General features: G+C 73.4%; 7 protein-coding genes. All 7 read right to left on the bottom strand.

Translation table 11 applies throughout. The annotated features are described in order from the left end of the window. Positions 1 to 113 precede the first annotated feature (113 nt). The 7 genes from FJQ57_RS20710 to FJQ57_RS20680 all read right to left on the bottom strand — a co-directional run bounded on the left by FJQ57_RS20710 (position 114) and on the right by FJQ57_RS20680 (position 12,320). Positions 114 to 434 (bottom strand): helix-turn-helix domain-containing protein, encoded by a 321-nt coding sequence (locus FJQ57_RS20710; RefSeq protein WP_139984020.1) that lies wholly within the window; start codon positions 432 to 434, stop codon positions 114 to 116. 45 nt (positions 435 to 479) lie between these two features. Then, positions 480 to 998: a CinA family protein gene (locus FJQ57_RS20705; RefSeq protein ID WP_246081949.1), complete on the bottom strand. Its 519-nt coding sequence runs from the start codon at positions 996 to 998 to the stop codon at positions 480 to 482. 76 nt (positions 999 to 1,074) lie between these two features. Then, a complete protein-coding gene (locus tag FJQ57_RS20700; protein WP_139984016.1) occupies positions 1,075 to 5,859 on the bottom strand; it encodes an ExeM/NucH family extracellular endonuclease in 4,785 nt (1,594 codons plus the stop codon). A gap of 155 nt (positions 5,860 to 6,014) precedes the next feature. Further along, complete coding sequence (gene pgsA, locus FJQ57_RS20695; protein WP_139984014.1) at positions 6,015 to 6,635, bottom strand: CDP-diacylglycerol--glycerol-3-phosphate 3-phosphatidyltransferase; 621 nt, start codon at positions 6,633 to 6,635, stop codon at positions 6,015 to 6,017. Next, a complete protein-coding gene (rimO, locus tag FJQ57_RS20690; RefSeq protein WP_139984012.1) occupies positions 6,632 to 8,047 on the bottom strand; it encodes a 30S ribosomal protein S12 methylthiotransferase RimO in 1,416 nt (471 codons plus the stop codon). Before rimO ends, pgsA begins: the two co-directional genes overlap by 4 nt. A gap of 89 nt (positions 8,048 to 8,136) precedes the next feature. Beyond that, positions 8,137 to 9,609, bottom strand: a complete 1,473-nt coding sequence (locus tag FJQ57_RS23085) for a helix-turn-helix domain-containing protein (protein ID WP_211349232.1) — start codon at positions 9,607 to 9,609, stop codon at positions 8,137 to 8,139. Further along, complete coding sequence (locus tag FJQ57_RS20680; RefSeq protein ID WP_139984010.1) at positions 9,606 to 12,320, bottom strand: FtsK/SpoIIIE family DNA translocase; 2,715 nt, start codon at positions 12,318 to 12,320, stop codon at positions 9,606 to 9,608. The genes FJQ57_RS23085 and FJQ57_RS20680 overlap by 4 nt, the downstream gene beginning before the upstream one ends. Between the last annotated feature and the right edge of the window lie 42 nt (positions 12,321 to 12,362).

Here is a 12,362-nt window from a genome sequence, read left to right as displayed (position 1 = left end):
GGTCCACCTCGAGGGAGCGAGGACGCCGGCGGCCGGCGTCGTGCTCTCAACGACGGCGGGGGGAGCCCGTTACGGCGGACCAGGCACGTGGGCCGTGACCGGGGTCACGCAGGTCACGCAGCGGGCGCGACGACCGGCTCGGGCCGGGCGGCCACGCCGATCGGCGTGGCCAGCGGGGCGGCCGCCACGACGAGGGCGGCCTCCTCGACGGCGACCGCGGCAGCGACCTCGTGCAGCACCTCGGACAGCGGGGCGTCGAGCGCGTTGCACAGCGAGGCCAGGAGCTCGGAGGACGCCTCCTTCTGACCCCGCTCGATCTCGGAGATGTAGCCCAGGCTGACCCGGGCCTCGGCCGAGACCTCGCGCAGCGTCATGCCGCGCTCGACCCGGTGACGGCGCAGGACGTCGCCCAGCAGGCGGCGGAACAGCACCATGTCGTCTCCCTCGGCCGGTCGGTCGTCGGTACGTGGATCCCAACGCTACCGGAGGCCCGGTTCTTCCGCGCCGGGGATCGCCGCGAGCAGCGCACCCAGCGCCTCGCCCACCGTCCGCTCGACCACCGCCTCGCGGTCCCCCGTCAGCTCGAGGGCCAGCGACCGGGTCCCGCCGGGACCCGCGACCGCGACGAAGACGGTGCCGACGGGCTTGCCCTCCTGCTCGGTCGGGCCGGCCACGCCGGTCGTCGCCACGCCGTACGTCGACGCGGTGAGGGTGCGCACCCCCTCGGCCATCGCCGCAGCGCACTCCGCGGAGACGACACCGACGCGGGCCGCGACCTCCTCGGGCACCCCGAGGAGGCTGACCTTGAGGTCGGAGGCGTAGGCGACCACGCCGCCCCGGAAGGACGCGGACGCCCCCGGGACGGCGGCGAGGGCCGCGGCCAGGCGTCCCCCGGTGAGGGACTCGGCCGTGGCGAGGGTGGCGCCGGCGTCACCGAGCACCTCGAGGACCCGGGACGGGTCGGGTCGACCCGACGTGGTGCGGTGGTGGCGGGGCACGTCGTCGATCCTGCCACCAGACGGCAGGAGGCCGACCCCGAGCCGGGGCCGGCCTCCTGTGCTCACGCGAGCAGTCCTAGCGGCGGACCACCCGGATCGTGTGCGTGGTGCGCGACGCCTTGGTGGTGGCGTTGCCGTTGTAGGTCACCACGACGGGCTTGCGACCCACCTTCTGGTATGCCGGCAGGCGGAGCTGCAGCCGCCCGTTGGTCAGGCGTCGGACGAAGGTCTTGCCGGCCGCCTGCACCCGGACGTAGCCGGTCGCGGCGCGGCCCGCCGCTCGGACCACCACCACGAGCCGCGGTCGGGTGCGGTCGACGACGACCTTGCCGGGCGTGTGCCGGACGTCCACGGACGGCGTCGCCTTGACCGGCTCGGGGTCGGGACCGGGACCGGGACCGGGGCCGGGCTCCGTCGCGGTCGCGACGGGCACGGTCACCGTGGTCCGGCTGGGGTTGGCGACCAGGCGCACCACCCCCGTGGCACCGGCGGGCAGCGTCAGGCTGACCTCGGCGACCCCGGCGGACACCGGGTAGGTGCCCAGGGGCGTCTCGGTCGCGCCGTCGACCAGGGTGGCGACGACCTCGGTGTTGGCCGGGCTGCCGAGCGAGGTCAGGTCGAGCGTCGTGCCGGTGATGGGTGCGACGGTGTCACCGGTCGGGACCCCGAGCCGGAAGGTGCTGGTCGCACCGGCCGGCAGGGTGGCACCCAGGCCGCTGGCGAAGACCTGCTGACGGGCGAAGTCGGGCTGCAGGGGCGCCTCGACGGTCCCGGTCGCCAGGTAGTCGCGCCACAGCTGCGCGTCGAGCAGCCCGGTGTCGGTGTAGGTGCCACCGGTGAAGGCCCGGAAGTTGTCGCCGCCCTGGGCGAGGAAGGACAGCGTCGAGATCGTGTAGGTCGCGGCGGGGTCGAGCGGCTGGCCGTCGATGCGCACCGAGACGATGCGCGACCCGGCCGGCTGGGACTCGTCGGCCACGACGGCCACGTTGTCGGACAGACCCAGCTGGAGGTAGGGACGCGAGGGCACGGTGCCGTCGGCGTTGGTCTGCCACTGCTGCTCCAGCACCTGCTCCAGCTGCGCCCCGGTCAGCTCGACGATGGCCACCGTGTTGTTGAAGGGCAGGACGGCGTTGGCCTCGGCGAAGGTGACGACGCCGTCGGTGTTGGCCGGGTTGCTGGCCGTGCTGCCCTTGAACAGCAGGTCAGCACGCAGACCGCCCGGGTTGGTCAGGCCGAGGTCGGGCTCGGCGAAGTCCGAGACACCGTCACGCAGGGCGTTGGCCACGAAGCCGCCCAGGGTGGACTCGGCGGCCCGGTCGTCGCGGGTGCTGCCGGAGAACGCCGTGGTGATGTCGGCGGAGATCCGGCCGACGGGCTGGTTGCCGATGGTCTCGGCGTTCTTCAGCGCGGCATCGACGATGGTCTTGACCTGCTGGACCCGGGGCAGCGTCAGGTCGGCGGCCGCCGCCCGGGCGACGTTGCGCTGGGTGTAGGACACGACGTCGCCGGTGGCGGGGTCGACGGTCAGCTTGATCTGGCCGACGTTCTCGCCGTAGGACCCCGTCTGCAGGACGGGACGGGTGCGGCCGGGCTCACCGGGCACCGGGGCGTCCCACGCGTACTGCTTGTGGGTGTGCCCGGTGAAGATCGCGTCGACCTGGGCGGAGGTGTCGTTGACGATCGCGGCGAACGCGCCGCCCTCGGCGACCTCCTGCTCGAGCGTCGCACCGTCGGGGATGCCGGCGCCGGCGCCCTCGTGGTACTCGGCGACGATCACGTCGGCCTCCTCGTTCTGGCGGGTGGAGATGCCGTCGCTCAGGCGGGCGGCGACCCGGTTGACCGCGGCCACGGGGTCGCCGAACTCGAGGCCCTCGATGCCGCCGGGCGAGACGAGGGAGGGCGTCTCCTGGGTCACCGCGCCGATGACCGCGACCGTGGTCCCGTCGACCTCGAACAGGTCGTACTCGTCGAGCACCGGCGTCTGCGTGCCGGCGCGGTAGACGTTGGCACCGAGGTAGGAGAAGTCGACGTCGGGGGCGACGTCGTCGCGGAGGTCGGCGAACCCCTGGTCGAACTCGTGGTTGCCGACCGCGGAGGCCCGCAGCTCCAGGGCGTCGAGCACGTCGAGCGTCGGGTCGTCGTCGGCGATCGCGGAGGCGAACAGCGACGCCCCGATGTTGTCACCGGCGGAGAGGAACAGGGTCTTGTCCTCGCCACCCTCGGCCCGCAGCTGCTCGACGGTGGTCGCGAACGCGGTGGTGTTGGTGTCGATGCGACCGTGGAAGTCGTTGATGTTGAGCAGGTTGATCTCGGTCTGCGTGCCCGTGGGCGCGCCGATGCCGATGACCTCGGGGTTGTGGTCGGAGGCAGCGAACGGGTCGGAGCCGTTGAAGAACTGCGTCGCGTTGTAGTTGCGGCGGCTGTACTGGTAGGCCACCGACTCGTTGGCGTTGATCTCCCACACGTCGGCGCCGGTCACCCGGGCCTTGCCGGCCGCGTTGGCCAGGACGTGGTCGAGGGACCCGGACAGGCCGCTGAAGCTGTAGGAGTAGTCACCGGGCTCGGTGGACTCCACGATCGAGTAGCCGTTGTCGGCGAGGACCTTCATCGGGTCCTCGGCGGTGTAGGCGTTGAAGTCGCCGGTGAGGTAGACCTCCTCGACCGAGCGCTCGGCCGCGAACGCGGTGGCGAAGTCGGCCAGGGCCTTGGCCTGGCGGGTCCGGTCGCCGTTGAAGGCACCCTGCGGGCCGTTGGCGTTGTCTCCCGTGGCCACGGGCGTGCTGTCGCCCTTGGACTTGAAGTGGTTGACCACCACGGCGAACGCCGCGTCGGCTCCGGCGCCCACCGGCTTGAAGGCCTGGGCGAGCGGCTGGCGGGCGTTGGTGAACGCCGTGGAGCCGAGCAGCACCTTGGAGGCGCCGACGGGGTTGACCGCGGCCGGGTCGTAGATGAACGCCGTGCGGATGACGTCCTGCGAGGCCAGCGGGGGCAGGGCCGTGGCCGGCGGGGACGGCACGAAGGCCCACCGACGGGTGCCGGCGGCGGCGTTGAGGGCCGCGACCAGCTGCCGGACGCCCGCGTCGCGGTCGGTCTCGCCGACCTTGATGGAGTTCTCGATCTCCTCGAGGCTCACCACGTCGGCGTCCATGCGGTTGATGGCGTTGACGATCTTGGCCTGCTGGCGCTCGAGGTCGCCGAGCTCGGCGGCTCCGCGGGGGCCGTTGTTGGTGCAGGAGTTGACGCCGACCGGGTCGTCGTCGCGGTCGCGGAAGTAGGTGCAGGTGCCGAGGCCCTTCTTCTCCCAGACCTGGCCGGTGACGGGGAAGTAGTTGAGCACGTTGAACGTGCCGATCTTGAGGTCGCCACCGACCGGGCGGGGCCCGTCGGCCTCGGCGGCGCGGGTGTCGGCGAAGGTCGCCACGGAGGCGCCGTCGCCGGTGACCTGCTGGCGCGGCTGGAACTTCCAGGTGTTGTTGCGGAACTCGAGGATGACCGGGGCGACCAGGGTGGCCTTGGCGTCTACCCGGATCGACCGGTCGCGCGTCAGCCACGGGAGCGGAATGTCCTGGTTGTCGCCCCCACCGGTCGGCAGGAAGTCGATGCTGGCGCCGTCGTCGAGCGTGACGGCCCGGGCGGCGTTGTCAGCCAGCTGGGCGTTGTAGGCGTCGGACCCGACGGCGCCGACCTCGGTCGGCTGGATGAGCGGTCGGGTGCCGGTGGCGAGGCCGATCTCGGCGTACCGGTTGGTGGAGAAGACGTTGGTGACCGTGAAGGCGTCGGTCGGGGCGAGCAGCTCGCCCTCGTGCGCCTCGCGCGCCTCGGCGGTGGCCGGGTAGGCGATCGCGAGCGGGGTCACCGGCGCCAGCGGCGACGGCAGCTTGGAGACCGAGCCCGCGGTGGCCAGCGTGAGCTGGGTCAGGCCGCTGAACTCCGAGACCGGGCCGGTGACCCGCACCGAGTCACCGAGCGCGAGGCCCTGGGTGTTGTCGAAGTCGGGGCCGCCGTAGACGAAGATCGCGTCGGAGGCACCCGGGGTGGCGTCGGTGGCGCCACCGGTGCCGCCGGTCTGGATGTAGAAGCCGTTGAAGGTGCCGGGGTAGACCGCGGTGACGACGCCGTCGAGGGTGGCGGTCTGGCCCGCGCAGGGCGCGGAGCTGCCGGTGCCCTGGACGGCGGCGATCGAGGTGCCGCACTGCACGGGCGGGACCGGGGCCTGGCCCGCGGCGTTGACCGGCGCGGGCGCGCTGGAGCTGAGGTCGGCCGCGTTGTTGTCGCTGTCGGCGCCGGTCGCGGATCGCTTGGACGACGTCGTGGCCGACATCGCGGGCGCCTTGCCGGCCCCCTCCCAGACGTTGCTGTTGACGCCGACGAGGTCGACCACCGCCGGGTTGGCGGCCAGGGAGTCGACGCCCGGGTCGACGGCCGCGGTGCCGTTGGACAGGATCGCGGTGCCCGCGGTGCCGCCCATGGCGATGTCACCGGTGGCGTCCGGGGTGGGCAGGCTGGTGGTGCCACCGTTGCCGGCTGCCTGCTGGACCAGGTAGTGGCCCTTGGCCGGGACGGTGCCCGTCAGCGGCGTCACGCCGGTGGCCGCGCCGGTGGACCCGGAGGCGCGCCACTGGACGCTCCAGCCCGCGACCGAGACGGGGGCCTCGGTGGGGTTGTAGAGCTCGATGAAGTCGTTCTTCAGGGTCGCGCCGCTGTTGCCACCTCCCCCGTAGACCTCGGAGATGACGAGCCCGGTGCCGGAGGGGTTGGCCGAGGCGGGTGAGCTGGTTGATCCGAGCGCGAGCGGGGCCGCGACGAGGCCGGCGAGGAGCGTGCCGGTCAGGGCGCGACGCCGTGAGGCGTGCGTGAACACAGAGACGAGGACCCTTCGAGGGACGGCGAGACACGAGACAGGCACAGCACACCCAGGGAGGTGTGCCGGGGGAAGACCTGAAGAGTAAGCCAGCCCACCGACAATTCGTCCAGCAGAACAGGCGAACGGGACGAAAACGTCTCCCGACGGTTACCTCAGGTCGAGGGGGCGCCGGTGCGGCCGGCCCGTCGCTGTCGTGCGAAGTCGCGGAAGAACTCGTAGCCCGACCACAGCGTCATCGCGACCGCGGCGGCCAGGAAGGCCTGGGCGAGGTAGTAGAAGACGTCGCCCGGGACGTCGGCCCAGCCGGTCAGCTGCTTGCCGGGCAGGGTGAGGCCGCCCAGGGCCAGGGCCTGCAGGGTCGTCTTGACCTTGCCGCTCTGCGCGGCGGCCATGACCACGTCCTTGGCGACCGAGAGCCGCAGCAGGGTCACCGACCACTCCCGCAGGAGCACCACGATGGTGACGATCCACCAGATGTCGCCGGTGATGGACAGGGCGACGAAGGCCATGCCGGTCAGCGCCTTGTCGGCGATGGGGTCGGCGATCTTGCCGAAGTCGGTCACCAGCCCCCGCGAGCGGGCCAGGTCTCCGTCGATCTTGTCGGTGATCATCGCGATGGCGAAGACCACCCAGGCCAGGGAGCGCCACAGGACCGAGTCGTGGTCGTGGCCCAGCAGGAACCAGCCGTAGACCGGGACGAGCGCGATCCGCAGGACCGTCAGGGCGTTGGGCAGGTTCCAGTTGGAGACCGCCGCCTGCTGCTCGGTGCTCATCGAGCCGGGCCCGTCGGCCGGGCGACGAGGTCGACGCCGTCGGTGCCGGTGACCACCGCGGCGACGAGGTCGCCGACCGACCAGTCGCCCTCGGACAGGGTCGTGGTGCCGTCGACCTCGGGACCCTGGTGGGCGGCGCGGCCCTCGGCGACGACGCCACCCTCGACGTGGTCGACCGACTCCACCAGCACCAGCACCTCCTCGCCGAGCCGCTCCTCGGCGCGCTGCGCCGTGAGCTCCTCGACGAGCGCGGTCACGTGCTGCGCGCGCGCCCACACCTCGTCGTCGTCGAGCTTGTCGTCGTACGACGCCGCCTCGGTGCCGTCCTCGTCGGAGTAGCCGAACACGCCGGTGACGTCGAGGCGGGCCGCCTCCAGGAAGTCGCACAGGGTCTGCAGGTCGTCCTCGGTCTCGCCGGGGAACCCGACGATGACGTTGGAGCGCACGCCGGCCAGCGGCGCCTGCGCCCGCACCTGGTCCAGCAGCCCGAGGAAGGACTCCGGGTCGCCGAACCGGCGCATGCGACGGAGCACCGTCGCGGAGGCGTGCTGGAACGACAGGTCGAAGTACGGCGCCACGCCGGGCGTCGCCGCGATGGCGGTGACCAGCCCGGGACGGGTCTCGGCGGGCTGGAGGTAGGAGACCCGGACCCGCTCGATCCCGTCGATGGCCGCCAGCTCGGGCAGCAGCGTCTCGAGCAGCCGCAGGTCGCCGAGGTCCTTGCCGTAGGACGTGGAGTTCTCCGAGACCAGGAACAGCTCGCGCACGCCCTCGCCGGCCAGCCACCGCGCCTCGGCGAGCACGTCGGAGGGCCGACGGCTGACGAACGAGCCGCGGAAGCTCGGGATGGCGCAGAACGAGCAGCGGCGGTCGCAGCCGCTGGCCAGCTTGAGCGGGGCCATCGGCCCGGACTCCAGGCGCGCGCGGGGAGCCACGTCGGGGGCGTGGTCGGCCCGGTCGACGGGGCTGATGGGCAGCAGCAGTCGGCGGTCGGACGGCGTGTGCGGGTGGTGGGTCTCCCCCGCCACGATCGAGCGCAGCCGGCCGGCGATGTCGGTGTAGTCGTCGAACCCCAGCACCGCGTCGACCTCGGGCAGGCTGGTCGCGAGGTCCTTGCCGTAGCGCTCGGACATGCAGCCGACCGCGACGACGGCCTGCGGCCGCCCCGTCTCCTTGAGGTCGGCGGCCTCGAGCAGCGCGTCGACGGAGTCCTTCTTGGCCTGCTCGACGAACCCGCAGGTGTTGACCACCACGGTGTCGGCCTGGGCCGGGTCGTCGACGAGGCGGAACCCGTCGGCCGCCAGCCGTCCGGCCAGCTCCTCGGAGTCCACCTCGTTGCGCGCGCACCCGAGGGTGAGCATCGCGACGGAGAGCAGGTCGGAGGTGGCGGGCGTCGTCTGGTTCGTCGTCATGGCTGTCGGCCAGTATGACGCCGCCCCGACCGGCCACCCGAATTCCGAGTGGACCGCGCCGGGGCAGGTCGGAGGCGCTGGAGGGCGGCTCAGGGCACGTAGAACCGCTGCGCGGCGCTGCCCGCGGTGCCGATCGCGCCCTCGTCCTCGCCGTCGACGCTCACCTCGAGACCACCGTCGGTGCTGCTGATGCGCACCGGCGGGGCGACGTCGAGCTTCGCGGTCTGCATGAAGGCGAGGGGCTCGTCGAAGACGACCCGGCCGTCGCCGTTGCGCACGGTGACCCGGGCGCCGCCGGTGGCCGCGGTGAAGGTGACGGGCACCCGCTCGGTGCTGCCGCCGCTGAGCCGGGCCTGCCCGCCGGGCGAGCCGTTGAGGACCGGCTGGTCGGCGACCGGCACGGGCCCGTCCATGAGCAGCCGGGCGACCGACCAGACCAGGACGACCGCCATCACCGCGGCCACGAGGACCGACCAGTTCAGCCGGCCGCGGGTACCGCGGATCGCGCTGCCCGCGCCCGTGGCCAGCTCGGCCTCGAACACCCGGCGCGGGTCGATGGGCGCGTCGGCGTACCGCTCGTCGTACGATGCCAGCAGCGGCGCCGCGTCGACGCCGAGCACGCGGGCCAGCGTGCGCAGGTGGCCGCGGGCGTAGAAGTCGCCGCCGCAGGGCCCGAAGTCGTCGAGCTCGATCGACTCGATGACGTGGGGGCGGATGCGGGTGCGCTCGGCGAGCTGGTCGACCCCGAGGCCGAGGCGGGTGCGGGCGGCCTGCAGGACCGGACCGACGACCGGGTCGACGGGGGTCGCCGGGACCTCGCCGGCGTCGATCACGATGGTCGAGGTGGCGGAGACGTCGGCGACGGGGGCCGGCGCCGGCGCGGGGTCGAGGACCACGACGGCGGTGTCGTCGTCAACCTCCTCGAGCTCGGCGGGCGCTGCGGCGGGGCGCTTGTCGAGGCGGACCTCGTCACGCCGTCCGCCGACGACCTCGCGGCCCGGTTCGGGTCCGTCCTCCCGCGGGGCCACGCCCGCCGGGGCCTCCTCGACGACGGTGGCGCGGTCCTCGCTGAGGTCGACCAGGGCCTCGCCGAGCTCGTGCCAGTCGCAGCCGGTCAACCGCGTCGACATGCCGAGCCGGACCGAGACGGCCCGGCCGTCGCGGGCGACGACGCCGAGCGACCCGTCGCGCAGCAGCGAGGCCCGCGGACGGTGCTCGACGCGGTCGACGTCGTCCCAGGCGATGCCGTGCCACGTCCGGCCGCGGCGGATGCGCACGCCCTGGCGGTCGACGACCACCAGCGGCGCCCGGGCGTCCAGCACGGCGGCCAGGTGCACGCCGGCCACGGCCGCGACGACCAGGCACAGCACCCAGTCGAGCGTCGAGCCGGAGCCCACGGCGCGCGCCAGGTAGGCCACCGCGACGAGGCCGGCGGTGCCGCCGACCAGCATCGACAGCGGGCCGTCGCGGTGCACCTCGACGACGTCCTCGGGGACCTCGTCGACGGGTACGTCGGGCTCGACGTGGGTGTCGGTGTCGGTGCTGAGGGTGGTGTCGCTCACTGCTCCCCCTGGATGGTGAAGATGACGGCGTCGACCTCGTCGGGCTTGACCAGCACGTCGCGGGCCTTGGAGCCCTCGCTGGGTCCGACGACGCCCCGGCTCTCGAGGATGTCCATGAGCCGGCCCGCCTTGGCGAAGCCGACCCGCAGCTTGCGCTGCAGCATCGAGGTCGACCCGAACTGGGTCGACACCACCAGCTCGACGGCCTGGACCACCAGGTCCATGTCGTCGCCGATGTCGTCGTCGAGGACCCGGTCGCTCTTGGCGGGCGCGGTGACGTCCTCGACGTACGTCGGCTCGAGCTGGCCCTTGCAGTGCTTGACGACCTGCGCGATCTCGGCCTCGGTCACCCAGGCGCCCTGCACGCGGACGGGCTTGGAGGCGCCCATCGGCAGGAACAGCCCGTCACCCTGGCCGACCAGCTTCTCCGCGCCCGGCTGGTCGAGGATGACCCGGCTGTCGGCGAGGGAGGAGGTGGCGAAGGCGAGCCGCGACGGCACGTTGGCCTTGATGAGGCCGGTGACGACGTCGACCGAGGGCCGCTGGGTGGCGAGCACCAGGTGGATGCCGGCCGCGCGGGCCAGCTGGGTGATCCGCACGACCGCGTCCTCGACGTCGCGCGGGGCGACCATCATGAGGTCGGCGAGCTCGTCGACGATGACCAGCAGGTAGGGGTAGGGCGCCAGGACGCGCTCACTGCCCGGCGGCAGCTCGACCTTGCCGGCCCGCACCGCCTTGTTGAAGTCGTCGATGTGGCGGAACCCGAAGTTGGCCAGGTCGTCGTAGCGCAGGTCCATCTCGCGCACGACCCAGGCGAGGGCCTCGGCGGCCTTCTTGGGGTTGGTGATGATCGGGGTGATCAGGTGGGGCACGCCCTCGTAGGCGTTCAGCTCGACCCGCTTGGGGTCGACCATGATCATCCGCACCTCGTCGGGCGTGGCCCGCATCAGCACCGAGGTGATCATCGAGTTGATGAACGACGACTTGCCCGAGCCCGTGGCGCCGGCGACGAGCAGGTGCGGCATCTTGGCCAGGTTGGCCACCACGAACCCGCCCTCGACGTCCTTGCCGAGGCCCGCGACCATCGGGTGGTGGTCGCCGCGGGCGGCGCCGGAGCGGAGCACGTCGCCGAGGCTGACGATCTCCTTGTCGACGTTGGGGATCTCCACGCCGACCGCCGACTTGCCGGGGATCGGGCTGAGGATCCGCACGTCGGCCGAGGCGACGGCGTAGGAGATGTTCTTCTGGATGCCGGTGATCTTCTCGACCTTGACCGCCGGGCCCAGCTCGACCTCGTAGCGGGTGACGGTCGGGCCGCGGGTGTAGCCGGTGACCTGGGCGTCGATGCCGAACTCGTCGAGCACCTGGGTCAGCCGGTCGACCACCGCGTCGCTGGCCTTGGACCGCGCCTTGTGGGGCGAGCCCTCCTTGAGCACGGCGTTGCCGGGCAGGGAGTAGACGATGTCGCCGGAGAGCGCCAGCTGCTCCATGCGGGGCTCGATCGGCGTGTGCGGCGGCGGCTCGAGCGGGCCGTCGTCGACCACGGGCTCGGGCACGACGGCCACGGGCTCGGGCTCGGGCGCGAACGGCTCGTACGGCGCGGGCTCGGCCAGGACCGGGGGCGGGGTGCGCTTGCGGCCGGCCCGCGGGGCCGCCTCGGGCTCGTCGTGGGCGAGCGCGACGTCGAGGGCGTCGAAGGACTCGGTCTCGGGGCCGGCCTCGACAGGGTCGACGGCGGCGGGCTTGCGGCGCCGCCTGCGCGGCGCCTCCTCGACCAGCGGCGTGTCGTAGGCCGGGTCCCCCATGTCGGGGTCGATGTCGTCCCCGTGCCCGTGGGCCGACGCGTCGTCCTCGTCGAGCGGCGGACGGCCGAGGGCGAAGTCCCACAGGTCGCGCAGGCGCTCGGGCACCCGGTAGAGCGGGGTGGCGGTGATGACGAGGACGCCGAACAGGGCGACGAGCACCAGCACCGGCACGACGACCGCGGCCGAGGGCAGCAGGTCGAGGAGCAGCGAGGAGACGACGTACCCGATGGCGCCGCCGCCCTCGCGCAGCGGGGTGGTGTCGCCCTCGACGGGCTGGGGGTTGCCGGAGGCGATGTGGACGACGCCGAGCACGCCGAGGCCGAGCGCGGCCCAGCCGACGGCCTGGCGCCCCGCGGGGCCCTGCTCGACGGGGTGGCGCATGAGGCGCCAGCCGGCCCAGACCAGGGCCAGCGGCACCAGCCAGCCGACCTTCCCGACGCTGCCGACCACGGCGGTGCGGGCCAGGCCCATCACCCCGCCCTGCGCGGCGAACCAGACCGCGGCGCCGACGACGACCGCGACGCCGACCAGGAAGAGCCCGGCCCCGTCGCGGCGCTGCTCGGGCTCGAGGTCGCGGGCGCTGCGGCCCAGGCTGCGGGCACCGGACCCGACGGCGTGCGCGACGGCGAGCCAGACGGCGGCCAGGGCGCGGGCGAGGCCGCGGAAGAGGCGGGCGACAGGCCCCGGTCCGGTGCGCACCGCGCGCGGCGCCGGACGCGCCGGCGGGCGGGCCGGTCGCCGCGAGGACGTCGTGCGGCCGCCGCGGGCCGCGGGCTTGCCGGAGGAACCGGACTTCTTCGGGGGCGTCTTCCGTGTGCTCCGGGCAGTGCTGCTCGTGCTGCTCCGGCTGCGACCGGACGTGCTAGAGCTGCGCGACCCCGGCGGGGAAGACGTACGGGTCGCCATGACAGCAAACCTAGGTGATCGCCTCGTGCGTCCCAGGGACCA

This window comes from Nocardioides litoris (assembly GCF_006346315.1).
In the GTDB taxonomy this organism is placed as follows: domain Bacteria; phylum Actinomycetota; class Actinomycetes; order Propionibacteriales; family Nocardioidaceae; genus Nocardioides; species Nocardioides litoris.
The sequence above is the reverse complement of the archived record's forward strand: the minus strand, read 5'-3'. Positions and strand labels throughout refer to the sequence as shown.

Coding starts and splice junctions, on each gene's coding strand:
- pgsA (WP_139984014.1), bottom strand. CDS start 6,635: ATGAGCACCGAGCAGCAGGCGGCGGTCTCCAACTGGAACCTGCCCAAC.
- FJQ57_RS20680 (WP_139984010.1), bottom strand. CDS start 12,320: ATGGCGACCCGTACGTCTTCCCCGCCGGGGTCGCGCAGCTCTAGCACG.
- rimO (WP_139984012.1), bottom strand. CDS start 8,047: ATGACGACGAACCAGACGACGCCCGCCACCTCCGACCTGCTCTCCGTC.
- FJQ57_RS20710 (WP_139984020.1), bottom strand. CDS start 434: ATGGTGCTGTTCCGCCGCCTGCTGGGCGACGTCCTGCGCCGTCACCGG.